The organism is Variovorax sp. J31P207 (genome assembly GCF_030316965.1).
GTDB lineage: Bacteria > Pseudomonadota > Gammaproteobacteria > Burkholderiales > Burkholderiaceae_C > Variovorax > Variovorax ginsengisoli_B.
Window position 1 is genome coordinate 1 of sequence record NZ_JASZYN010000024.1, and the last position, 24,331, is coordinate 24,331.

Below are 24,331 nucleotides of genomic sequence, written 5' to 3' on the forward strand. Positions count from 1 at the left end.
TTGGTCTCGGTCTTGGTGATCAGGCCGATCACGGGCTCGGCGGCCTGGGCGGGGAACTGGGCGGCCAGCGCGGCAGCGGTCACGGCGGCGGCGAGGGTGAGCTTGAGCATCTGTTTGTCTCCTGTTTGCCAAAAAGTATTGAGGACGGGCAACAGAGTTTGGAATCCCTGAGTTAATAAATCAAGTGGATTGATTAATGGAAAACCCGGGGTTTGGTGACGGGGTATTTCAGGGAGGGGCGAGGCGGGCTCAGCAGTGCGCTCGCGCTCGTGACGGGCGGCTGGGGCATGGCCCAGGGCCCGCCGGCCAATTTTCGTCGGACCGGGATGCTGCGCGACGCCGACGCCTCGCACCCGGCGCGACTGCGTTCGTCTATGCGAGCAGTGGCGCCGATGAAGTGCGTCGGGTGCAGGCGGAACTGCGGGCGCGCTGTCCGGTGATGCGCCCTCGAAGACGCTGGTGCTGCACCGAGGCTCTCACTCGACCGTGGCGCCCGAGCGCTTCACGACCTCGGCCCATTTCACCCGCTCGGACTGGATGTATTTCGCGAGTTCCTCCGGCGTCGAGCCGATGGGCTTGACGCCGTCCGAGGCGAAGCGCTCGCGCAGGTCCTTCGACTGGAGCGCGGCCACCGACCCGTCGTGCAGGCGCTTGACGACCTCCTTCGGCGTGCCATGCGGCGCCAACAGGGCGTACCAGACCCCGGACTCGTAGCCCGGTACGCCGGCTTCCGCGATGGTGGGGACCTCCGGCAGCGCCGGGGAGCGCTGGCTGGACGACACGGCGAGAACCCGGATCTTGCCGGCCTTGATCTGCGCGTTGCCGGTCCCGTAGCTCACGAACATCGCCTGCACATTGCCTGAGAGCAGGTCGGTCAGTGCCGCGCCGCCGCCCTTGTACGGCACGTGCACGAGATCGATGCCGGCCATCGACTTGAGCAGCTCCATCGACAGGTGCAGGCCGCTGCCATTGCCCGTCGACGCATAGGACATGCCGCCGGGCTTCGACTTCGCAAGCTGGATGAACTCGGCCAGGTTCTTGACTGGCAGCGACGCGTTGACCGCGAGAAAGTAAGGTGCGGAGCCCAGCAGCGTGATGGGCACGAAATCGGCAAGCGCGTCGTAGCGTAGCTTGGGGTACAGGGCTTGATTGATCGCAAGCTGCGAGGTCAGGGCGAGCACCACCGAATAGCCGTCCGCCGGCGATTGGGCCACGTACTCCATGCCGATGTTGCCACCCGCGCCGCCGCGGTTGTCGATGAAGAACGAGCCACCCAACTGCTTGCCCAATTCCTGGGAGAGTGGGCGGCCTACCACGTCGCCGCCGCCGCCTGGTGAATAGGGCACGACGATGCGCACCGGTTTGTCCGGGTAGGGCGCGGCCATGGCGGACAGGGACACGGCCAGGACCGTCAGCAGCGAGAGAAGTCTTTTCATCATGTTGTCTCCGGGTTCGAAGGAATGGTGGGGATAGAGGCCGCTGCGCCGTTCGCGATCGCCTCGACGGCGGCGTCCAGTCGCGCATCGGCATGCGACAGCTGGGCACGGCGGGATTGCGTCCATGCACGGTCGGCAGCGATGGTTTCCCGCTGACCGGAAAGCATCCTGTTTACCTCCGCGATCTGCGGGCCGCCGGCGCCCTTGCGGCCGAAGACCATGTACTCGGGGCTCGCGACCTCTGCGAAGGTTTTCGCGTCCAGGGGGAAGGGATGCGAGGCCATGGCTTCGTAGATGCGTGCGGCCTCGCAGTAGGGAATCTCGCGCAGGCTGAGATGGCGCGCGCGGCCGAAGTCGGTCAGTGCTGACGCGAAGTGGTGTCCGATGCGAAAGGGGACATCCGCGCGCTGCAGCAGGGCATCAGCGATCTCCGTCGCCGTCGAAAAGTCGCCGTGGACTTCGGCCAGCGCACGCTCCTTGTCGACAACCAATCCGCCGAGCACCTTGCGCAGGAGCTCGAACAGGGCGAGGGCGCGGCCACTGGGCACCGGGTCGTAGGCCCGGTAGTCGAACATTCCGCTGCGCACGTTGTGCGCCATGAGCGACACGGCCTGCATCTCGCCGAGCAGCATGCTGCTCTGGACGCGCAACTGCTCCAAGGCGGCCGGATTGCGCTTTTGCGGCATGATGCTGCTGACCCCAACCAGCTCGCCCCGCTGCAGCGTCATCCACGGCGTCGGCGACGCGTATTGCGCATGAAGGTCCTGGGCGAACTGCCCTATCTGCACAGCCGCGATGCCCAGCGCGGCGGCCACTTCGAGGCTGGTGTCGACCGGCGCGAGATGGTTGGCGTCGTAGGCGTTCTCGACGAGTCCGTCGAAGCCGAGAAGCGAAGCCAGGCGGTGGCGATCGAGCGCGAAACTCGATGTCGTCAGAGCCGCCGAACCCAGTGGGCCTTCGTTGGCGTGCCTGTAGGCCGCCCGCAGTCGCGACGAACTGCGCGCCAGCGCGCCGCCCATGCCGAGCAGATAGTGGGCGAGGGTCGTCGGCTGGGCCTGCACGCCGTGCGTGTAGGCCGGCACGATGGTTTCCTTGTGCGATTCCGCGAGCGCGAGCAGGGCCTGACGGGCCTCGATCAGCGCGTCGCTTTCGTCGAGCACCCCTGCGCGGAGGTTCATGCGTGCGATGGTCGCCGAGATGTCCTGCCGGCTGCGGCCGCAATGCAGGCGCGAAGCGTCCGGTCCCACGGCGGCCAGCAGCTTCGGTTCGTAGTCGAGGTAGTCGGCGGACCACTGCCGTGGCGTAGCTTGCTCGGTCTGCAGCACCGCGAGGATGCCGGTCGCAATACGCCGGGCCACGCCCGACGTCACGATCTGCGCCTCGGCCAGGGCCACGATCGAGGCCTTGTTGATCTGGTCGAGATATTCGACGGAGCGGCCGCCGCCGCGGAAAGTCGCATTCACGTCGTGAGAATCGGCAGCCTCTGGCATGTTTCTGGTTCCGGGATTGCTGGGGTGACGCGATTCTTGACGCCGAAGACCATTGTGTAAAATGAATGTTTAGGTCGTCATCATTGCCGCCAAGGCATACTGAATCGCGCAGTGCCAATCACCTTTCAGCAACTCCAGTGTGTGCGCCAGGTCGTCGACAGCGGCTTCAGCGTGTCGCGCGCGGCCGAAGCGCTGCACACCACGCAGCCGGGCGTCAGCAAGATGATCCGCGCGCTCGAAAAGGAGATTGGCATCGAGCTGTTCGTGCGGTCCGGAAACCGCCTGACGGCTCTGACCGAGCCCGGCAAGGAAGCGCTCTCGCTGTGCGCCCGGGTGCTGCAGGATGCCCAGGCCCTCAAGGGGCTGAAGCAGAACCTTCCTGCCGACAGCGAAGGCACCTTGCGCGTCGGGACGACCCACATCCACGCGCGCTATTCATTGATCGAAGTGACCAGGCAGTTCCTGCAGATCTATCCGCAGGTGAAGCTCGAATTCACCGTCGGCCCCCCATCAAATATCCTGGCGGGCGTGACGACGGGAAGCCTCGACATCGGCCTTTGCACGCTTCCGGAATCGGTGCCCAAGGGCATCGTCTCGCTGAAGGCCTACGACATCGACCGGTGCCTGATCGTGCCGCCGCGACATCCGTTGTTGAAGATGGGAAAAGTGACGATGGAACAGATCGCGCGATGGCCACTCATCACCTACGACAACAGCTACACATCGGGGTCGGTGGTCCAGAGCGAGTTTCGCAGGCACGGCGTCACGCCCTGGGTCGTGATGCGGGCCATGGACGCGAGCATCATCAAGGCCTACGTCGCTGCCGGTGTCGGTGTCGCCGTGCTGCAGAAGATGGCGTTCAACGCGGCGCTGGACAGGGACCTGCGTGCCGTGCCGGTCGACCATCTGTTCCCCTCGTCGACCGCGATGATCAGCCTCCGGCGAGATCATCTGTTGAAGAGGTTCGCATTCGACTTCATCCGGATGGTCGCGCCGGGATGGTCGCGCGAGGCTATCGAGGCGCAGCTTCGCTGACGCCTGCCATCGCGTGCGCGCCGCCGAGGAACAGTCGCTCGATTTGCGGGTCGATCGGGATTCGCTCGCGCGAGTCTCGATCGGGCGCTCGCTCAGGGGCGAGCGCTGGTCTATGCCTGGATGACCCTGGGACCGGCCTTCGATACCGACAGGTCCTTGGCACTTGGACGACCGGACTCGGTCTGGCAGTGTGAATTCACCGAGCAGCACGGGAGATCGCGGGCCTGTTCGGCATCGCTGCCGTCCTCGACGGTGCCCCCAACAGTCTCGATCAATTCACCCGCCGCTGGCAGGCGCCGCAACGCAGAGGTCAATCTATCTGAGTCCTGCCCAACTCCGTTCGGATGACGACAGCGAGTGCTTCCGCCGCCGGTGACAACGACCGACCGCGCTTGGTGACCAAGGAGATGTCTCTGGAGACCACTGGGTCGTGAAGACTTCTCACCACAAGGTCCTTGTGCCGTGAGGCGCGCGCGTACGCTGTCGGCATGATCGAGGCGCCGGCGCCTGCCTGAGTCATCCACAAGGCAGTCGAGAAGAACGTGACTTCGTTCGCGACATCGAGCATGACACCCGCGTGCGCCGCCGCTCCATCGATCATCTGCCGAATTCCGTATCCTGGCCTGACGGTGATGACAGGCACTCCGTCGAGGTTTGACCATCGCAGACGGGTCCGAGCCGCGAGAGGATCGTCCTTGCGGCATACGAGGGCCAACGTGTCGCCCATGATTCGCTCGGTGTCGACATCGGCTGCCGCGCGTTCCGGAGCCCCGAGTCCGAGGTCCACGTGCTCGCCCACGATGCGAGAGACGAACTGGTCCGGAGCGCAGTCGTCCACCACGACGCGAATCTCGGGATGCAATTTGCCGAAGCGCCGCACCACGGCCGGAAGCAGGATCTCTCCGAGGGTCGGCGTGATGGCGAGCGACACCCGGCCGCGCCGAAGCTGCCCCAGGTCTCGAAGACCAGCCCCCAGCGAGTCGACATCACGAAGAACCCTTTCGGCCACCGAAATCGCCTCCATCGCCGCTTGTGTCGAGCGGAGCGATCGGGTCGTTCGATCGAACAGTCGCGTGCCCAGGCCCTCCTCGAGCTGGCGGATCAGCACGCTCACCGCGGACTGGGTGAGCGAAAGCTGTTCGGCCGCGGCACTGAGCTTTCCCAGATGGAACACAGCGCGAAAGGCCCGAAGCTGCCGGATGCTCGGGCTGAACTTGCTCGGTTGATTCATACGATTTCATCATATCTGATTCGTTTAATTTCGATTTACTTAAGAATGCCGGAGGTGTGCAATCCAGTCCGAAGGAGACACCTGATGAGAACGAAGATTCGAATGCTTGTTGCGGCATTGGCCGCCGGGTTCGCGGTGGCCGCCCTGGCCCAGCCCGCAGAGAAGTACCCGCGGCAACCCATCCGGATGGTGGTGACCTTTCCGCCTGGCGGCAGTTCCGACGCTGTCGTGCGCATGCTGGTGCCGCGCCTGAACGAGTCGCTCGGCCAGCCCGTGATCGTCGACAACCGGCCGGGCGCGGGCGGCAACATCGGAACGAGCGTGGTCGCCAAGGCGCAGCCCGACGGCTACACGATGGGCGTCGTGGCGGCCGGGGCGTTGTCCGCCAACAGCAGCCTGTACGCCCAGATGCCCTTCGACGTCCAGAAGGACCTTCGGCCGGTCAGCATGCTGGCTTCCATTCCGTTCGTGCTGGTTGGCAACCCCGCGGTGCCCGCGAAGACGTTGCAGGACCTCATTGCCAGGGCCAAGGCACATCCCGGAGAACTCACGGTCGCGCACGGCGGCAACGGTACCGCGATGCATCTGTCGATTGCGCTCTTCAGCCAGATGGCCGGCGTCAAGCTGGTGGAGGTGCCCTACAAGGGATCGGGCCCGGCCGCCCTCGACGCCATCGGCGGGCAGGTCAATCTGGCGATGGTCGACCTGCCTTCGGCGCTGCAGCAGATCAGGGCCGGCAAGCTCACCGCCTACGCCGTGACCACTCCGAAGCGCTTGTCGCAACTGCCCGAGGTGCCCACGATGTCGGAAGCCGGCGTGCCCGGATACGACTCGACCGGTTGGTTCGGTGTCGTCGCGCCCGCCGCCACGCCGACTGGCGCCGTTGCCCGCATGAACGTTGCGCTCACCGAGGCCCTGGCCGATCCGGTGGTCCAGGCCAACATTCGCAACCTGGGCGTTGAGCCCACGCCGGGCTCTCCAGAGGAACTGGCCTCGTTCATCACTTCGGAAACCGCGAAGTGGGCGAAGGTGATCAAGCAAAGCAACATCAAGATCGATTGAAGATGAAGAATATCGACACGGACGTACTGATCGTCGGCGCCGGGCCGGTAGGCCTCACCCTGGCCATGGACCTGGTGTCGCGAGGGGTGACAGTCGCCATCGTGGAGATTCGCGACTACGCGGAGCCGCCCAACGTCAAGTGCAACCACGTCGCCGCACGGACGATGGAGCGCTTTCGCCGACTCGGGGTCGCACACAAGTTGAGAGCCACGGGATTGCCGGAGGACTATCCCAACGACGTGGTCTTCCGGACCAGCATGACCGGCACCGAGCTCTCCCGCATCCCCATTCCGGGGCGTGGCGAGCGATATACATCGACGGACGGGCCGGATACCTGGTGGCCGACTCCCGAGCCCCCGCACCGGATCAACCAGATCTACCTCGAGCCCGTGTTGCTCGAGCACACGGCCGCCTTGCAAGGCGTCACGTTGCTCAATCGAACGCGACTCACCTCCTTCACGCAAGAGCCCGAAGCCATCGAGGCCACGGCGCTCGATCTGGACAGCGAGACATTCAGGCAGATTCGCTGCCGCTACCTTGTCGGCTGCGACGGCGGCAGTTCGTCGGTTCGCAAGGCGATCGGGTCCAAGCTCGAAGGAACGGCGGTCGTGCAGCGGGTCCAGTCGACCTACATTCGGGCCCCCCGTCTTCGCAGCCTGCTGCCCGGCAAGCCTTCATGGTGCTACTACTCGGTCAATCCGCGCCGCTGCGGAACGGTCTTCGCGATCGATGGCAGCCAGACCTGGCTGGTGCACAACCATCTGAATCCCGAGGAACCGGACTTCGAGTCCGTGGATCGAGACTGGTCGATCCGGCAGATCCTGGGGGTCGATGCGGATTTCGAGTACGAGGTCATCAGCAAGGAGGACTGGGTCGGCCGGCGCCTTGTCGCCGATCGGTTCCGCGACGGGAACGTCTTCATCGCCGGAGACGCGTCGCACCTCTGGGTTCCCTACGCGGGGTACGGAATGAACGCGGGGATAGCCGACGCGCTCAACCTCTCCTGGCTCCTTGCCGCCAGGATTCAAGGTTGGGGCGAAGAGTCGATCCTCGACGCCTACGAGGCAGAGCGCCAGCCGATCACCGCGCAGGTCTCGCACTTCGCGATGAACCATGCGGCGAAGATGATCAAGGCGAGAAGTGCGGTGCCGGCGAACATCGAGGAGACGACGCCCGAAGGCGCAGCGGCGCGTGACCGGATCGGCCGGGAGGCCCGCGAACTGAACGTGGAGCAGTATTGCTGCGCGGGGCTGAACTTCGGCTACTACTACACGGGATCGCCGATCATCGTGGGAGACGACGAGCGCGCTCCCGAATACACCATGGGCGACTTCACGCCTTCGACGGTCCCAGGCTGTCGTGCGCCTCACTTCTGGTTGTCCGACGGCAGATCGCTCTATGACGCGTTCGGCGCGGGCTATACGCTCATGCGCTTCGACGCCACTGTCGACATTGAAGCCTTGCAAGCAGCTGCGGCTTCGCGCCGGGTTCCACTCCGGGTCCTGGACCTTGGGGGAGAGAAGGTGCCGGAGGCGTACAGACACAAGCTGGTGCTATGCCGTGACGACCAGCATGTGGCCTGGCGATCGAACTTCGTACCAGGAGACGCCGTCGCACTGGTGGACTTGCTGCGCGGAGTCAAGGCTGAGCCGAAACCCTGATTGAAGACTGGCTGATCGGGCGTGTGAGTCGCGAAGTAGCGCGGCTGCACGCCGTGATCCATCAGCATGGTGAGATCGGTCGTGGAGCATTGCGATCGTAGTGCTTCACTCTTGTGTCGATCGCGTGTCGCTCGACGCCAAGTGTTGCGCGGAAACACGCGGCATGCGGATGCCGCAATAGGCCATGACGATGGCGATGATCGGGCTCGCGATGCAGAAGATCGCAAAGGGCGCGTAGCTGGTCGTGGCGACGCCAAGGGTGGCCGCCATGTAGGCGCCGCAACTGTTCCATGGGATGAGAGCGGACGTGGGTGTCGCAACGTCACCGATCGTGCGCGACAGCACGACCGGAGCGAGGCCGCGTGCTTCGAAGGCACTTTTGAAGGACCGCCCCGGCAGCATCACGGCCATGTACTGATCGGCGGTGGCAATGGCGGTGCCGATGATGGCGGCCGCGAGTGCGGCGACCAATGCCCCGGTGCTCTTCGCCCGCGCGAGGATGGGAGTCGTCAGGCGCTCCAGCACACCGCACTTTTCGACGACGCCGCCGAAGGCGAGAGCGGTGATGATGAGCCAGATCGTGCTCATCATGCTTTCCATTCCGCCTCGTGTCACGAGGAGGTCGATGGTCGGAACGCCGGTCGAGGATTTGTAGCCGCTCGCCAGCGCCAGCCACATGCCCTTGAGCATCGCGAGTGCGCTCGGAATGCCTTCTCGCGGCTGGGCGAAGGCAATGACGCGTTCTGGCGCAGTGAAGGCCGCGAGTCCGGCGGCAACGAGCGCGCCGATAAAGATCGACGTGAAGGCGGGAACCTTGCACAGAGCAAGCACGATCACGGTTGCGAGCGGGATGAAGAGGATCAGCGAGATGTTGAAGGTGCTCTTGAGCAGAGCCATCTTCTGGCTCGCGTCGAACTCACCCGGACGGCCGAGCTGGTAGAAGACGAGCAAAGAGATGAGGAGCGCCACCAGCGAAGTCAGCAAGGTCTCTCGAATGTGCTTGTACAGATCGACGCCCGCCGCGGCAGCGGCAAGGTTGGCCGAGTCCGAAAGCGGTGAAGACTTGTCACCGAAGTAAGCGCCCGAGATGACGGCTCCTGCCGTGATGGCGGCATTCATGTCCATGTTCTGCGAGATGCCCATGAGGCCGATGCCGATCGTGCCGACGGTCGTCCACGAACTCCCGATGCTGAAGGAGATGAAGCCGCAAATGAGCAGGGCGGTGGCGTAGAAGTAGTTGGGACTGAGCAATTGCAGGCCGTAGTACACCATCGCGGCAATGGTGCCGCTCAGTGCCCAGGTGCCAACCAGCGCGCCGACCGCCAGCAGGATAAAGATGGCGCCAAGGCCCGAGCTGACACTCGCAATGGCCGCGTCGCGCATTTCTCCCAGTGTGAGGCCATGACGCAGACCGATGACGGCAGCCACCATCGTCGCCATCATCAGCGCCACTTGGTTGGGCCCGCCCGCACCCGCATCGCCGAACAGGAAGTAGGAAAGTCCGACCAGAAAAATCAGACTGGCGACGGGAATGATGGCCTCGGTCAGTGATAGCTGTGGCCTTGTCGCTTGTTCTGTCTCCATAGTCGGGGCCCTCCTGGATGCAGCCGGAAACCAGTCAGAAGTCCACCGCGTCCCGAACGATCGGGCAAGTCATGCAATGGCCACCGCCACGACCGCGGCCGAGTTCGGCACCGACAATCGTCACCACCTCGATGCCTTGCTTGCGCAGCAACGTGTTGGTGTAGGTATTACGGTCGTACGCATAGACCACGCCCGGTGACGCGCAGACCAGGTTGGCGCCGCTGTCCCACTGGGTGCGCTCGCGCTGGTAGTCACTGCCGCCGGCCTCGACCACGCGCAGCTTCTTGAAGCCGAGCGCCTGGGCCACGACGTCGACGAAGGGCTTGTTCTCCGCGTGCAGTTCGACCCCGCTCGGATGGCTGCTCGGACGGTAGGAGTAGGTCCGGGTCTGGTTCATGAAGTCCGGCGCCAGCAGCACGCAGTCGCGGTCGGCGAAGGTGAACACCGTGTCGAGGTGCATCGCGGCGCGGATCTTGGGCATGGCCGCGACGATGACGCGTTCGGCTGCGCCCTTCTTGAAGAGCGTCGCCGCGAGCTGACTGATGGCCTGGCGCGATGTGCGCTCGCTCATGCCGATCAGCACGTTGCCCTTGCCGATGGGCATCACGTCGCCGCCTTCGAGGGTGGCCAGGCCGTGGTCCTCGGTCGGGTCGCCCCACCATACGTTCACCTTGGCGGCGAAGTCGGGGTGGAACTTGTAGATGGAGGTGGTGAGGATGGTCTCTTCGTGGCGCGCGGGCCAGTACAACGGGTTGAGGGTGACGCCGCCGTAGATCCAGCAGGTGGTGTCACGGGTGTAGAGGGTGTTGGGCAAGGGAGGCAAGAGGTACTCGGTGGCGCCTGCGGCTTCGCGGGCGACTGCCAGCGCCTTGCCGCCATGCGCATCCGGAAAGTCGTGGGTCGACAGGCCACCAATCAAGGTCTCGGCCAGGGCGCGGTTGTCGAGTCCTTCGAGGTAGCTGCGCAGTTCGTCGATGAAGCCGAGGCCGACCTGGTTGGGCACGACCTGGTTATCGAGGATCCACTTCTTGCCCTCGGGCACCGCCACCGTCTCGGCCAGCAGGTTGTGCATCTCGACCACCTCGATGCCGCGGTCGCGCATCTTGGTGACGAAATCGAAGTGGTCGCGCTTGGCATTCTCGACCCACAGCACGTCGTCGAACAGCAGTTGGTCGCAGTTGCTGGGCGTGAGGCGTGAATGCGCCAGCCCCGGCGCACACACCATCACCTTGCGCAGTTGACCCACTTCGGAGTGGACACCGAATGCGGTGGGTTTTGTCTCTGTTGCCATGACGTTCTCCTGTGTGAGGACCCAGCCGGAGTGGCTAGATGGTGATGTAACCCGTGGCGATCCAATAGATGCCGATCACGGCGCCGACAACGGCAAGGCCGAAGATGATCCAGTCCGATGCCTTGGTGAACACCGGCAGGCCTTGCTCACGGCGACACCAGAAGTAGAGCGCCGATCCTGGCGCATAGAGGACGGCCGACAGGACGATGAACTTCATGCCGCCGGCATAGAGCAAGAAAGCCGTGTAGGCAGTCGCGACGATTGCAATGATGAGATCGCGGGTGCGCTCCTCGGGGCGCACGTCATAGCCTTCTCGACGCTTCGTCAGCTGCAGGCCGTAGCCTGCCACCAGCAGGAAGGGAATCAAGGCCATGGCACTGGTCAGATTCAGCATCAGCGAGAACGCATCCCGCGACCAGTAGGTAGTGATGACGATGAGCTGCACGATGATGTTCGTCGCCCACAGGGCCACGACCGGCACCTTGTTCTTGTTCTCCTTGGCGAAGGCCTTCGGCATATCCTTGGTTTTCGCCGCGGCGAAGAGCACTTCGGCGCAGATCAGCGACCACGCCAGATACGCCCCCAACACCGAAACGATGAGCCCCAGGCTCACGAAGACCGCGCCCCACGGACCGACAACGGCCTCGAGAACGGTCGCCATCGACGGCTGGCGCATGATGGCCACGTCGGGCCGCTCCAGTACGGCATAGGGAAGCAATGTGACCAGCACCATGAGCGTGGTCACCACGACGAAACCGGTGATCGTGGCGGCGCCAACGTCGGAGCGCTCCTTCGCGTAGCGCGAGTACACACTCGCGCCTTCGATGCCGAGGAAGACGAACACCGTGACCAGCATGGTCGCGCGAACTTGCTCGAAGATGCCCCCTTCCAAGCCTGCCCCATAGAAGTTGAAGCGGAACATGTCCATCTTGAACGCGAAGATCAGGATCGCGATGAACACCAGGATCGGGATGACCTTGGCGATCGTGACGACCGTGTTGATGAACGCCGCCTGCTGGACCCCACGCAGGATCATGAAGTGGAAGAGCCAGATGCCGATCGATGCCACCACGATCGCGACGACCGTGTTGCCATCGCCGAAGATCGGAAAGAACGCACCCAACGTGGACTTGATCAGCACCCAGTACGAGACATTGCCAATGCAGCTGCCGATCCAGTAGCCGAAGGCCGACAGGAAGCCGGGGTAGTCGCCGAAGCCGGCCTTGGCATAGGCGAAGACGCCGGCGTCGAGGTCGGGCTTGCGTTCGGCCAGCGACTGGAAGACCCGCGCCAGCATGTACATGCCGGTGCCGGCGATGAGCCACGCGATGACAGCGCCGAACGGACCCGTGGCGTTGGCAAAGGTGCGCGGCAACGAGAAGATTCCCGCGCCGACCATGCCCCCCACCACCATCGCGGTGAGTTGCATCCGTGACATCTTTTGTTCGGTCGAAGCCATGCTGTCTCCTTGTTGTTGCGTGAACTCAACGATCTGGTCGCCCTTGCTTCTTCAGGACTCCATGCAGCAGAAGCGTCTCGCGAGTCGCTGCTTGCGCAGCGTGAAGGCCCGCGTGCCGGTTTGGGCCATCGTTGCGAATGAGACGGGAAGGAGAGCGGCGGCCGCGGGCTCAGAACGCCTTGCGCACATTGATCCACACTTCGGTCGAGCTGTAGTTAGCCCCGATCGAATTGCTCTGGTCCCGGATCCAGAGAATCTCCGGGCGCAGCGTCCAGGTGGGCACGAACTCCCAGACCAGGTAGGCGCCGACTTCGTAGAGGTTATCCCGGCGCCGCAGGACGATGGAGTTGTCGAGGGTATCGGGATGAAAGTGGATGTTGTCCGAAGCGAACATGTCACGCTCCCACCATACGAAGCCGCCCCAGCCCAGCTTCTTGTTCACGGTGAAGTCCAACGCGGCAGTGGCACCGAAAACGTTGGAATCGCCATCGGGCCGGCTGGTTGCATAGTTGCGCCCGGCATGGCCCGTCAATGAAAAGCTGCCCTTGCCTTCCATGAATGAATTGACCCATCCCGCCGACACCAGGGCAGTGGTCCGACTCCGGTCGCGCTCTGGGCCCTCCGGATACCGGCGCCGGCGAATGTCTGCGCCGACCGTGAACTGGTTGTCCGGGTTGTAGCGCATGCGATAGTCCGTGAAGATCGAGACATCGTTGCGGTAGTTGCCGTCGCCCCTGTAACTGGTTCGGCCCCTGAAGCCGGCCGCGAGGTTGTTCTCGCCCAGTGCCTTGCTGCCGGCGAGTGTCCAGCGAAGATCCGAATCACTCCTGCTGTCGGAGTTGTCGTAGTAGCGGTAGCGATAGTCGAGCGTCGCATCGATCGCGTAGCCGTTCTGCAGTGCGTAGTTCGCGCCGCCGCCGGCGCGCGCGTTGTAGAAGGTGTCGCTGCGGTCGCCGCCGCCGAAAGTCCTCGTGCCGACGGTCTTGTTGACACGGTAATTGCCGACGCCGGTTTCCGCATAGCCGAATCCCGTCAGCGACCTGCCTTGGTCGAGCGACTGCCGCGCCGCCTGGTCGTAGATCTCGACCTGCGACAGCACGTCGGGCGGCAGGTTGTCGAAGCGCAGCACCGTCTCGAACTCGATCTTCGCCTCGGCGTACTGTCCGAGCGCGAAGTAGGCACGCCCGAGTGCGAGATGCGCAGAGACGTTGTCCGGTCGGATGGCGAGACTGCGCTCGAACAGCGCCTTGGCCTCTTCGCCGCGCTGGGTGCCCAGTGCGGCACGGCCGAGCAGGTAAGTGAAGGTGGCGTCGTTCGAGTTGGTCGGCTCGAAGGGGGCGAGCAGCTCGTAGGCTTCCTGATACTTGCCATTGCGGATCAACTGATCTGCACGGGGGGCGTCAGGATCAGCGGCGACGGCCAGGTTTGCAGCCAGCACGCATGTCGTGAGCAAAAGTGTCCGGGCTGCTGCTCGCCAAAAATACGAATGATGTCGGACGCGAGATCTGCGACACGCAGAAGGTCGATTGATACCCATCCTTGGTCTCCTCTTATTTCTACTCGAGACCTGGTCGACGAGCCATGCTCCAGGGCAATCTACATGGGACTTCGAGTTCCGCTCTCTTGTCGGCGGCATTAAGCATCCGTTTTGGCAACTGGCGCAACGTGGACAAACGGTTTGCAGTTAATGCTGTTTGCCCTCAGACTCTTTGCAATTCGGCCGTCCGATGAGTCGCACTCTATGGTGGCGGAGAGCTACGCACCGCTGCGAATCCGCCGTCGGACGCTCAGAGCTGCCTGCCACGTATGACAACGGGAGGCTGATAGAAAAACATGGCAGTGCATGCCAAATCTATCTATATCACGCCGCCGTCGGGGTGATCAGGCTATCGAAAACGCTTGGTGAACTCCCGAACGACGCCGATGACGCGGGCCCCGTTCAGCGGTTTGATGGGGTAGCGACTGTTCAACGGCTTGAGGTACAAATCGCCCCCGTCCTTGACCAGCTGCTTGAACGTGGTCTCGTTGGACTGGTTCAGTGCGATCACGTAGTCGCCAGGCTCGGCGGCCATCTCCGGTTCGACGATCAGGATCGACCCTTCCGGAAACGAGTCTCCGACCTCGCTGACCATGCTGTCGCCGTGCACGCGCAGTGCATAGGTGTGGCGCTTGATCGGCACGCTCACCGGCACGGTCTCGAATTGCTGGCGGGGCTTGAAGTTGTCGATGACGGTGTAGTTCCCCGCCTCGACCGATGAGACCAATGGGACCTCAGCACGCACGTCCAAGCCTCGCCCGCCTGCCGACACCCCCGACACGAGTTCTGCCACCGAGATGCCTAGCAGGTCGGCCACGCGTGCCTGATTGGCTCGTTTGGGGGCAGTACCGCCTGGCTTTTCCCATTGCTGTACGGCGCCACGACTTACCCCCAGCGTGTCAGCAAATTGCTGCTCGCTCATGCCGAGGCGCTTGCGTCCTTCTCGAATCAGGTTGTAGCTGCTCACAGCCCAAGGTTAGGCGCTGTTGAGGATAGAAATTAATTCAATGATAGCGTTTCTGTCCAAGAATCCAAGCGCCAGAAGGGAGACCGAATTCAAGGTTGCTGGCCGGCAGGCGTGACGTTGACGGTTCTGGATCCTTCCAACGTCGTCGCTTCACCCGTGGGATTCGGAAGAAAGTCCAGGCCGATGCGAGCGACCGCTTCGCGGAGGCGATTGACGGTCTTGGCGCCGATGGCTTCCTTCATCATGAGCTCTTGTTCGCTGATGGCTGACAGGTCCTCGACGCAGAAGATGTGGAGTTCGAAAAGAGCACCGCGGGCCTTGGCGCGCACCGGGAGTTCTTCGACGGGAGTCTGCGGGCTCAGCCTGGCAGGCAAGGAAAAACGTTGGGGACCTCGGGGGCGCCATTCGAACGACCGAAACTCCAGCGTCGTGTCTTCGGAAATTCGTGCATCGCGTCGGGCGGCCGCATGCTCGCGCTTTGCGTCGTGGATTGCAACCCGCAACTGGGCAAGACACGCGAGCAGTTCGTCGTCGGGCAACTGCGCCAAGTCACCCACAGAACAAATAGTGCGAGACATAGGCTCTCCTATGTACCTTCGAACGACGACCCGATGGGGCAACATCGCATCTTGAAAAGCCTAAACCTATTCCAGGACGGAGCAACGATAGAACAGTTCGCGGCGATAGAGGTTCTTTCGGCGTCGGCCGCTGGTCGACCGCTTCGATACACAGCGAACTCGCGTTCGGGCCCCTTTGCGGGCGCTCGGGCTGTCCGCCTGCTCAGCCCCCGATCGGCGTCATTGAGGGCTGACGGAGTAGCGCACCACCACGCCGGCCGGATCGAAGTAGACGTAGAACAGGTACGGCAGGTAGTTCTGCTGTATGTGCCAGCTCCAGATCGTGCCGTCGAAGGAATCCACGCGCGTCACTTGAAAGGGCTTTCCATAGGTGCGCAGGATTTCTGCCTCGCGCCATTTGCCGACCTGGATCGGGTTGTTGACCAGCGGCGCGGCGAGTTCGGAACGCACGGCCACCACTTGCCCGGCCGCGTTCAGATCGACGTTGTTGACCTCGTATCCGTATGGCTCGGTTGAATACTGCAAGCGCTCGCCGCCATCGGGAAGTGGGTAGGTGGCGGTCGGCTTGCCCAGTTGCTGCAGGGTCTGGGCGCGCGAAGAGCCGAGGGCCAGGCGGGACGGATCGCTGGCGCAAGCGGCCAGCAGCAGGGCCAGGACCGGCGGCAACAAGTGCAGGCGGAAGGCTTTCATGGGCGTCTCCATGTCGAAGCTCGGACAGTCGACATCGTAGCGGGCCTCGGCGCAACCTGCACCTCACAGGCGCAGGTACGTACCGGCTGCCCTCCGTCACGCATCACCGCTTTTTGCTCGCCTGCGGTCGTGCGACACCCCTGAACCCGGCCAGCCCGGGTTCGATGATGCTGGCGTCCCCTTCTGCGGCGTACACAGCGTAGGCCGGGTACAAGAATTCCGGCGCGTCCTTGACGCGATGCAGCCGTCCCGCGGCAAGATGGGTACGCACCACATCCAGTCGGAAATAGCCCGCGCCCCCGGCCGCGAGCAGGTATTCGCGCCCGAGCGGCCCCAGGCCCGCGGTGACACCGGGATTCGACAGTTCGGGAAAAGCCATTCCGTGCTGCAGCGAGAACTCCGGCCCCCAATCGACGTAGATGTATTCGTTCGGACCCGGCAGCCGTGCAGCCCGTGAGGTCGACACCATGATCAGCTTTTCTTCGATCAGGAGTTCCACGCGCAAACCGGGCCGCTGCTGCGGGGCGTAGGCAATCGCGATGTCCAGCACACCGGTCGCCACCTTGTCGACCAGTTCGCGAGCCGCACCCACCTCGGTGCGGATGGCGAGCTGGGGGGCTGCCGAGCGCATCCTGAGCAGCCAGTCGAGCAAGAGCGGATCCCACAGGCTCATTTCGCAGCCGACGGAGAGCACGGCGCGCCGGCCCACCGGCACTGCGACCTGATGCCGCGCCCGTTCCCACACCTGCACGAGCAGGCCGGCGTGAGGCAGGAACTGCTCGCCCGCCGGGGTCATCGCAGCGCCGGCCTTGTTGCGGATGAACAGCGCCCGGCCAAGCAGGGTCTCAAGCGTCCGCATGCGAGCGCTGACAGTTGTCGGTGTGACGTGCAGGTGCTCCGCAGCGCGAAGGAAGCTGCGTGAGCGCGCGATTTCCAGGAATGTGAGCGCAAGATCGATGTCCACGACAGCTCCTTTTGAATGCAAAATTGTTGCACTCAATGGATGATAAATATCGTTTTACTTGACGCTTCCAAGGGTGCACGATGTGACGGTAGATCCTTTTGAAGGAGCGTGACATGCAAGCCAGAGACGTCATGACCCGGACCGTGATTGCGTTGGAGCCCGGCACGGAACTTCGCGAAGTGGTGGACGTCCTCCCGCAGGTCCACTTCACCGGCCTCGTCCGTCGCGCGCGTCGGAGAGACGCCGCACGCATCGCGGCGGAGAACGTTCCTGGCGTGCGCGGCGTGGAGGACGAGCGCAGGCTGGAGCGTGAACTGCAGACTGCCTTCTGATGCGGGCGCCGGGCGTTCCCGAAGGCGGGCAAGGGCGATTCGCCGAGCAGGCCGTCGCTCGCATCCTGCATCGGCCGGTTTGCGGGCTGTTGGGCTCGCGCTACCCCTTGGTGCTCGCCGGGATGGGCGGCGTGGCGCGCGCGGATCTGGTGAACGCGGTGACGCGCGCCGGTGGCTTCGGCCTTCTGGGCATGGTGCGTGAACCGACAGCCCTGATCCGCGAAGAGGTGCGCAAGGTGCGTGCCGCGGGCGACGCTTCCTTCGGCGTAAGCCTGATTCCCGCCGCGACGGATCCGGACCTGTTGCGCGAACAGGTCGACACCCTGATCGAATTGCGGGTTCCCGCGATCAGCCTGTTCTGGGACCTCAGCGCGCCATGCATCGAGCGCTGTCGCGGCGCGGGCATGCTGGTGCTTTGCCAGGTCGGGAGCGTCGAGGAAGCGCTTGACGCCCAGGGGGCCGGTGCCCAGGTCTTGATTGTCCAAGGCGTGGAGGCCGGCGGGCACGTACGCGGCGATCGACCCCTGGCGGAGTTGCTCAACGACGTGCTCGCCGTCGTGCGCGTGCCGGTGCTGGCGGCCGGCGGCTTGGCCGACGGCGCCGACGTGGCTTCGGTACTTTCTCTGGGGGCCCAGGGGGCGGTACTCGGAACGGCGCTGATCCCGACCCACGAGTCGTTCGCCCATCCCTATCACCAACAACGCATCGTGGACGCGCCGCACGGCGCGACATTGCTGACGCAGGACTTCCACATCAACTGGCCCGCTGGGGCGCGCGTGCGCGTTCTGCCCAACAGCGTTACGCGCGGCCAGCGCGGCGATCCCTTTGCGGATGGCCGCGTCGTCATCGGCAGTGATGCGGGTCGGCCGATCTACCTTTTCAGCACCGATTCGCCGTTGCGTTCGACGACAGGCGATCTGGAAGCCATGGCGCTGTATGCCGGCGAGGGTGCAGCCAAGGTCGACCGCATCGTCGGTGCAGAGCAACGCGTGCGCTCGATCACTTCCGCAGCAGCCGCCTTGCTCGGTGCGAGCGTTCTGCGGGAGTCACCGAATGCGCCGCGGATCTCGCTGTCCTCGCCCGTTTGCTACGCCGAAGAGCTCGACGACGCCTATCGGCAATCTCTCAGTTGCGACGCGCTGCTCGAAGCTCTGAACGAATTGCTGGAAGCTGAGCGCGCTGGCGCCCGAACCGCATTGGCGCTGCTGCGGCAGACCGACGACAAATCGCTGGCCGCCACGGTGCGCCTGGTCCATCGCGGCGAAGTCCAATGGTGCGGCGTGTTGATGGCTGCCATCCACAGGTTGGGTGGATCACCAAGCACGCGCACTGGCGATTTCTACGGCAAGGTGATGGCCCTCCCCGACTTGCGTGCGCGGCTGGCGCTGCTCAATCGCGGGCAGGCTTGGGTGGCCCGCAGGCTTGAAGCTCTGGTGCCGCGCATCGATGACGATGCGCTGTGCAACGCGCTGGCGGAGATGCTGAGGGCGCATCGCGACAACATCGATCGCGTGGATGCGGCGCTGCCTGCGGCGCCTTCCGAAACCCCCTCAACGTGATGAAATCTGCATTCCGACCGCCGCGCAGAACTCGGGGAGAGAGCACTTCGCCGGAAGCAAGAACATCCGGGTTTCCAGTCGCTCGAGATCGCCGGGACTCATATCGATGCCCAGATAGGTGAGCTTCTTGTTGCGAAGTTCTGCGAAGCCCGATTCGTAGCGCCGCGCCAGATTGCGCCACAGGGCGTGCGCGCCCGCCGACTGACGCGCCCCTGTCATCAAGCAGGATCCGGTGGCGAGCGCCCAGTCGTAGACGGCCGTCGCGATTCCTTGCCGTTGGTATTGGGGCAGATAGCGCGAATGAGGAGAGCGAAGATGCCGATCCGCCCGACGGTCGACTTCGACCAATCTGTTGAAGACCGTGCAGCCAGCCAGACATCGTCGCTGCATGTCTTCGACGTACGCATGGCGCTCGCCGTCGACCTCCCGGATGTGGACCTTGAAATGGGGATCACGAAGGCTGAAGCTTGGCAGGTCGTGAAGTGGGTCGCCTGGCGTTTGAATGCGCTCGTAGACGTGAGTGAGCGAGTCGCCGCGGTTCGTCGCGGACGGATCGACATCGACCCGAAGTTCAACCGGGCGATGAAAGGGGATGCGGAAATGGGGGAATGGCAGGGAAAGGATCATGGCTACTGCTCCGGCTTGGCCAACAGGTGCCGGGTGGCCGTTGGGTCATGGCGTGAGGGAGATGGCGTCGTCATTCCAGGGATAGGGTCGATACGCAGATCGTGAGGTACCAGGAGAACGTCGCAACTCGACCACCGCAGCACGCGGTGTGCCACGTTCCCGAAGAGAAATTCCGAGAATCCGGGATTTCTGGACTTTCCGACCACGATGAGATCGGCGTTGGAATGCTGTTGTTGAATCACCGCCCGGCGCGCCACGTCGTTGGGGCTGACGCTGTTGCGCCTGGCTGGCGACGAATCGCCCGCATGAAACGGCTCGATTTGAGCGTCGCTGTCGAGCCTTCGAGCCAGTTGCAGCAGCTTCTTGGAGTAAGACGTGCAGTCGATCGCCACCAGAATTCGACGGTAGCGATGAAACACCTCCAACCGAGCCAGCAGCAAAGGGCAAGGCACGAGTTGCTGCAGGCGCTCGATTGGCTTGCCGCGAAAGGAGAATCCGGTGGATTCCTTCCAATGCTCGCCGACAACCAGCATGTCTGCCGATCGGGCTTCCTCGGCGACTCCTTCCAGGTCACCGCGAGTGTCGGCAACGGTCTTCACCAGAACATTGAAGCGCGTGTGAACCTCCATAGCGAGTCGCTTCACGTCCTGTTCGACATCCGAGTCGATGGAGCCGCGGAAATCCGAGGGCGCATACATGATTTTCAGCAAGGCGCGCCTCGGCGCAGCGAGCGTCGCGGCACGAATCACCGCGCGATTGCCCTGCTGCGAGAGGTCGGTGGCGGCGAGAATGGAATGAAAGCTCATGGTCCACCGAACACTGCGGCCGGATTGGGAAGGCGCGGTGGATTCGGCGCGCCGGCCCTGACCCGGCGCACCTCGTGCCCTGCCGGTGAAATCCGCTTCACGGCGCGGGCGCTGGATGCCGGCTCGTAGTCGTGAGGCACCACGAGCACGTCGGTGTCAGAGTAGCTGACGATGCGGTTCGCGGTGCTGTCGAAGAAGAGGTCGCTCAGTCGCGATGAGGGTCGCCTGCCGACGACGATGAGCTCTGCGCCGCTGTTCTGTTGCTGCACGACCGTCTGTCGAGCAGCATCGCCGTGGCCGACGGCGGACAGCACGCGATTGCGCCTCGAGTCGTATGAGTCCGTCAGCCAGAACATCCTGTCCTGAGCGTAGCGCCGGCACTCGCTGCGGTAGGCCTTGATGGCACGGTTCGAGACCTCGGCGTACCGAAGCTTCCCTTCGTTGGCTGTGCTGACCGCATGGAAGAGCTCGACCTGGGCCGACGGGCTGAGAGCAAAGCCAAGGTCGACAAGCCCTCGTGATGCCTGCGTGAAGTCGACCGCCACGATCAGACTGCGGTAATCGTGCGAGGCCGCGCGCCGCACGACGAGAACGGGCCGCTTCGCGGCTCGAAGCAGTTCCTCGACCGGCTGGCCTGTGAAGAACGTTCGCAGACTTCGAACGGCGGCTGTGCCCCAGACGACGAGGTCAGCGCTGCCCACGTGAGGCATGAGGTCCTGGACGGTGAAGGCAAGTCGGCTCACTGCGCGCACCGGGACGCCGTGTCGCTGGCCGAGTTGCAGAGCGTGGTGCGCCAGTCTGGTGGAAGCATCTTCAGGCGGAGCCTCCCCAGGGTAGGCCAGGTAGACGATATTGAGCGTCGCGCCGTGCTCCGCGCTGAGAAGGGCTGCGCGAGCGAGCGCATCGTTTCCGAGCGGGGAAAAATCGGTTACTGCGAGGACGGAATGAGGGGTCATGGCAAATCCTTTCGAAATGGCTAGCGCCAAGCTTCCTGCGCGCGACATCGCGACTTCGGGAATACCTGCGGCTGCGGTCGGCTCGTTCGAGAGCCGTCAGGGTCGACCTGGCGGTCGCGGGCCTACCGGGCGTAGTTTGTGAGGCGAGCGAAATCCAGATCGGTGAGCGTGCGCTCGCCGTGAACAACTGCGTGCATGGCTGCACTCCATCGAAATGCGAACGCCGTCTTCGAGGTGGCATCCGCGACCGCGCGAAGCTTTTGCCCGGCGGTGGATGTATGCGCTGAAAGGGGAGAGAGCGGACCGCCGGGCTTAGGAATGTGCTGGCGTCAGCTGACGACGAGCCCTCTTTGCAGCCGCACGTGCGCTGGTGGCTGCGAGAAGCAGCGCAGCCAAGGCAACGTGGGCGCAAATCAGGGTGGTGGTCATGAGGGGAGTGTAGGCAGTCCAATTAATTCTGCAATCGTCGGGGCCGATGTCCTCACGGTCCTTGCCAGATTGCATGGCTCGACTCTCACCGGGAAACTTCACCACGTCAGGGCAGCAGTTCGAAACTCTCCTGCAGTACATCGCGTGAGTCGAGCCCCACCTGCACGTTGAAAGTGCCGGGTTCCGCGACGCGCTTGAGTTGCTGGTTGTAAAAGCTCAGCATCGTCTCGCTGATCGGGAAGCGCACCACCTGCGTCTCGCCCGGTTGCAGCATCAGCTTGCGGAAGCCCTTGAGCTCCTTGACCGGACGCACGACCGAAGCGACCACGTCCTGAACATAGAGCTGCACCACCGCGTCGCCGGCACGGTCGCCGCTGTTCTTCACCGTGACGCTGGCCTCGAGCGTGCGGCCCTTTCGCACCTTGCGCGACGACAGGACCAGCTTCGACAGTGTGAAGTCGGTGTAGCTCAGCCCATAGCCGAAGGGGTACAGCGCGCCTTGCGGTTCGTCGAAATACTGCGAGGTGTAGTTGCCGGGCTTGCCCGGCGTGAAAGGCCGGCCGAGGCGTGGGAAGTTGTAGTACGTCGGGATTTGCCCCACCGAGCGAGGCAGCGAGATCGGCAGTTTCCCCGCTGGATTGGCGTCGCCAAAGAGCACATCGGCGATGGCATTGCCGCCTTCGGTGCCGGCGAACCAGGTCTCCAGCATTGCGTCGGCATTGGCTTTCTCCCAGCCGAGCGTCAGTGGGCGGCCGTTCATCAACACCAGCACCAATGGCTTGCCCGTTGCCTTGAGCGCTTTCAACAGGGCCTGCTGGCTCTCTGGCAAATCGAGGCGCGTGCGGCTCGACGACTCATGCGACATGCCGCGCGACTCGCCCACGGCAGCCACGACCACGTCGGCCTGCTTCGCCGCCGCCACGGCCTCGTCGATCATCTCTTGCGGCGTGCGGCCATCCTGCACGATCTCCTGCGCCTCTCCGTTCGGATAGTTCATGTAGTCGACAACCCGGCTGTCTTCGGTGACGTTCGCGCCGCGTGCGAAGAGGAGCCTCGCCTTGTCGCCAATCGCTGCCGCCATGCCTTGACGCAAGGTCACTGCCAAGGCCGGCACACCCTGGGCCGACCACGCGCCCAGCATGTCGACCTGCGAATCGGCGAGGGGTCCGACCAGCGCGATCGTTCCGGTCTTGCGCAACGGCAGCGTGCGGTTGCGGTTTTCAAGCAGCACCATCGACTTGCGGGCCACGTCACGCGCCGGCGCGCGATTCAGGCGGCTGCCGGCCTTGAGATCTGCCGGGTCGTCCTCGGCCTTGCCGATGCGCAGGAACGGATTTCGGAAAAGGCCCATGTCGTACTTGGCGCCCAGCACCTCACGCACGGCGTTGTCGATCTCGGCTTCGCTGACCTGGCCCGACTTCACCAGACCGGGCAGCTCTTTGATGTAGATCTCGTCGGCCATGCTCATGTCGACGCCGGCCTTGATGGCGAGCCTGGCGGCTTCGGCCTCGTCACGCGCCACCCCGTGGTGCAGCAGTTCGGCGATGGCACCGTGGTCGCTGACCGTCACGCCTTTGAAGCCCCAGTCCTTCCGCAGCAGGTCCTGCAGCAGCCAGGTGTTCGCCGCGGCCGGCACGCCGTTGACCGCGTTCAGCGCGAGCATCACACCGCCCGAACCCGCGTCGATGGCCGCGCGGTAGGGCGGCAGGTAGTCGTTGTACATGCGCATCGGGCTCATGTCGACGATGTTGTAGTCGCGCCCGCCTTCGACGGCGCCGTAGAGCGCGAAGTGCTTGACCGACGCCATGAGGCTGTCCGGCTTGGCGGCCGAATCGTTCTGGAAGCCCTTGACCATCGCGCGCGCCATCTGCGACACGAGGTACGGGTCTTCGCCGAAGCCTTCCGAGGTGCGACCCCAGCGGGGGTCGCGGGCGATGTCAACGGTCGGCGCGAACGTGAAATCGATGCCGTCGGCGCTGGCCTCTTGCGCGGCGACGCGCGCGCTCAGCCGAACCGCTTCCAGGTCCCAGCTCGACGCGAGGCCCAGGCCGATCGGGAAGGTGGTGCGGTGGCCATGGACCGCGTCATAGGCAAAAAACACCGGGATCCTCATCCGGCTCCGTTGCATGGCCGCTTCCTGAAGTGGACGCTGTTCTGGGCGGCTGACGACGCCGAAAGAGCCACCGACGCGGCCGGCGGCCACTTCCTCGGCAAGCTTCGACGCCGGCATCAGCGGGCCGAAGCTGATGAGGCGAAGCTGGCCGATCTTTTCGTCGAGTGTCATCTGCCGCAGCACATCGGCGATGAACGCACTCTTGTTGCCCAGCAGGGCGGGGTTGGGCTGGGCCAACGCCATCGGCATGGCCAAGCCGGCGAGCAGGCCCAGCAACCAAGGTGTTTTCATCAATGCGGCTTTCGGTGGACTCAAGGCGGAGTCCGAGACTAATGCATCGATGCCCCAGGGCGGGAGGCCAGATCTCTCGCTCTCTCCTCTTGCAGGGTTGCTACTTGAGGCAGCCCGTGGCCGCCCATTGATGCCAGCGGCCCGGCGAACCGGGTCGAATTAAAATTGTTCGATTTGCTCAGCGTGCCTTGGCGCCGGTCAACCGCGGGGCAATCGACGCGTTGGTGAAGGTC

Annotated in this window: 20 protein-coding genes; 5 read left to right on the forward strand and 15 right to left on the reverse strand. The window is 64.0% G+C overall.

What is annotated here, in order from left to right; translation table 11 throughout:
• Positions 1 to 476: 476 nt before the first annotated feature.
• Both QTI68_RS38440 and QTI68_RS38445 read right to left on the reverse strand, forming a co-directional pair.
• Positions 477 to 1,439 (reverse strand): Bug family tripartite tricarboxylate transporter substrate binding protein, encoded by a 963-nt coding sequence (locus QTI68_RS38440; RefSeq protein WP_286529563.1) that lies wholly within the window; start codon positions 1,437 to 1,439, stop codon positions 477 to 479.
• Positions 1,436 to 2,926 carry a lyase family protein gene (locus QTI68_RS38445; RefSeq protein ID WP_286529564.1) on the reverse strand — a complete coding sequence of 497 codons (1,491 nt, stop codon included), beginning with the start codon at positions 2,924 to 2,926 and terminating at the stop codon, positions 1,436 to 1,438. The genes QTI68_RS38440 and QTI68_RS38445 overlap by 4 nt, the downstream gene beginning before the upstream one ends.
• A 111-nt stretch (positions 2,927 to 3,037) precedes the next feature.
• Here QTI68_RS38445 and QTI68_RS38450 point away from each other — a divergent pair, with 111 nt between their 5' ends.
• Positions 3,038 to 3,961, forward strand: a complete 924-nt coding sequence (locus QTI68_RS38450; protein ID WP_286529565.1) for a LysR substrate-binding domain-containing protein — start codon at positions 3,038 to 3,040, stop codon at positions 3,959 to 3,961.
• 310 nt (positions 3,962 to 4,271) lie between these two features.
• Here QTI68_RS38450 and QTI68_RS38455 read toward each other — a convergent pair whose 3' ends face one another.
• Complete coding sequence (locus QTI68_RS38455; RefSeq protein ID WP_286529566.1) at positions 4,272 to 5,192, reverse strand: LysR family transcriptional regulator; 921 nt, start codon at positions 5,190 to 5,192, stop codon at positions 4,272 to 4,274.
• Positions 5,193 to 5,276: 84 nt separating this feature from the next.
• On the opposite strand from QTI68_RS38455, the gene QTI68_RS38460 reads away from it, so the two are divergent.
• A complete protein-coding gene (locus QTI68_RS38460) occupies positions 5,277 to 6,254 on the forward strand; it encodes a tripartite tricarboxylate transporter substrate binding protein (RefSeq protein ID WP_286529567.1) in 978 nt (325 codons plus the stop codon).
• Positions 6,255 to 6,256: 2 nt separating this feature from the next.
• Positions 6,257 to 7,915, forward strand: a complete 1,659-nt coding sequence (locus tag QTI68_RS38465; protein WP_286529568.1) for an FAD-dependent oxidoreductase — start codon at positions 6,257 to 6,259, stop codon at positions 7,913 to 7,915.
• 105 nt (positions 7,916 to 8,020) lie between these two features.
• Here the strand turns inward: QTI68_RS38465 and nhaC are convergent, their stop codons facing one another.
• The 8 genes from nhaC to QTI68_RS38505 form a co-directional block, all read right to left on the reverse strand.
• Positions 8,021 to 9,499, reverse strand: a complete 1,479-nt coding sequence (nhaC, locus tag QTI68_RS38470; RefSeq protein ID WP_286529570.1) for a Na+/H+ antiporter NhaC — start codon at positions 9,497 to 9,499, stop codon at positions 8,021 to 8,023.
• Positions 9,500 to 9,533: 34 nt separating this feature from the next.
• Positions 9,534 to 10,790, reverse strand: coding sequence for an arginine deiminase (locus QTI68_RS38475; RefSeq protein WP_286529571.1), 1,257 nt, complete (start codon positions 10,788 to 10,790; stop codon positions 9,534 to 9,536).
• A 34-nt stretch (positions 10,791 to 10,824) separates the two neighbouring features.
• Positions 10,825 to 12,249, reverse strand: coding sequence for a basic amino acid/polyamine antiporter (locus QTI68_RS38480; protein ID WP_286529573.1), 1,425 nt, complete (start codon positions 12,247 to 12,249; stop codon positions 10,825 to 10,827).
• 169 nt (positions 12,250 to 12,418) lie between these two features.
• Positions 12,419 to 13,786 (reverse strand): tetratricopeptide repeat protein, encoded by a 1,368-nt coding sequence (locus QTI68_RS38485; RefSeq protein ID WP_286529574.1) that lies wholly within the window; start codon positions 13,784 to 13,786, stop codon positions 12,419 to 12,421.
• Between the two features lie 349 nt (positions 13,787 to 14,135).
• Positions 14,136 to 14,753, reverse strand: coding sequence for a LexA family protein (locus QTI68_RS38490; protein WP_286529576.1), 618 nt, complete (start codon positions 14,751 to 14,753; stop codon positions 14,136 to 14,138).
• Positions 14,754 to 14,842: 89 nt separating this feature from the next.
• Complete coding sequence (locus tag QTI68_RS38495) at positions 14,843 to 15,331, reverse strand: helix-hairpin-helix domain-containing protein (RefSeq protein WP_286529578.1); 489 nt, start codon at positions 15,329 to 15,331, stop codon at positions 14,843 to 14,845.
• Positions 15,332 to 15,550: 219 nt separating this feature from the next.
• Positions 15,551 to 16,021: a hypothetical protein gene (locus tag QTI68_RS38500; protein ID WP_286529579.1), complete on the reverse strand. Its 471-nt coding sequence runs from the start codon at positions 16,019 to 16,021 to the stop codon at positions 15,551 to 15,553.
• Between the two features lie 103 nt (positions 16,022 to 16,124).
• Entirely contained in the window at positions 16,125 to 16,985 is an 861-nt protein-coding gene (locus tag QTI68_RS38505) for a LysR family transcriptional regulator (RefSeq protein WP_286529581.1), read from the reverse strand.
• A gap of 113 nt (positions 16,986 to 17,098) precedes the next feature.
• On the opposite strand from QTI68_RS38505, the gene QTI68_RS38510 reads away from it, so the two are divergent.
• Entirely contained in the window at positions 17,099 to 17,317 is a 219-nt protein-coding gene (locus tag QTI68_RS38510; protein WP_286529583.1) for a hypothetical protein, read from the forward strand.
• Complete coding sequence (locus QTI68_RS38515) at positions 17,317 to 18,876, forward strand: nitronate monooxygenase (protein WP_286529584.1); 1,560 nt, start codon at positions 17,317 to 17,319, stop codon at positions 18,874 to 18,876. Before QTI68_RS38510 ends, QTI68_RS38515 begins: the two co-directional genes overlap by 1 nt.
• On the opposite strand, the gene QTI68_RS38520 is transcribed toward QTI68_RS38515, so the two are convergent.
• The 4 genes from QTI68_RS38520 to bglX all read right to left on the reverse strand — a co-directional run bounded on the left by QTI68_RS38520 (position 18,868) and on the right by bglX (position 24,098).
• Complete coding sequence (locus tag QTI68_RS38520) at positions 18,868 to 19,503, reverse strand: N-acetyltransferase (RefSeq protein ID WP_286529585.1); 636 nt, start codon at positions 19,501 to 19,503, stop codon at positions 18,868 to 18,870. The genes QTI68_RS38515 and QTI68_RS38520 overlap by 9 nt on opposite strands.
• A gap of 2 nt (positions 19,504 to 19,505) precedes the next feature.
• The gene (locus QTI68_RS38525; RefSeq protein ID WP_286529586.1) at positions 19,506 to 20,309 is read right to left on the reverse strand and encodes a universal stress protein; all 804 of its coding nucleotides are present in this window, start codon (positions 20,307 to 20,309) and stop codon (positions 19,506 to 19,508) included.
• Entirely contained in the window at positions 20,306 to 21,265 is a 960-nt protein-coding gene (locus tag QTI68_RS38530; protein WP_286529587.1) for a universal stress protein, read from the reverse strand. Before QTI68_RS38530 ends, QTI68_RS38525 begins: the two co-directional genes overlap by 4 nt.
• A gap of 535 nt (positions 21,266 to 21,800) precedes the next feature.
• Positions 21,801 to 24,098 carry a beta-glucosidase BglX gene (gene bglX / locus QTI68_RS38535; protein ID WP_286529589.1) on the reverse strand — a complete coding sequence of 766 codons (2,298 nt, stop codon included), beginning with the start codon at positions 24,096 to 24,098 and terminating at the stop codon, positions 21,801 to 21,803.
• Between the last annotated feature and the right edge of the window lie 233 nt (positions 24,099 to 24,331).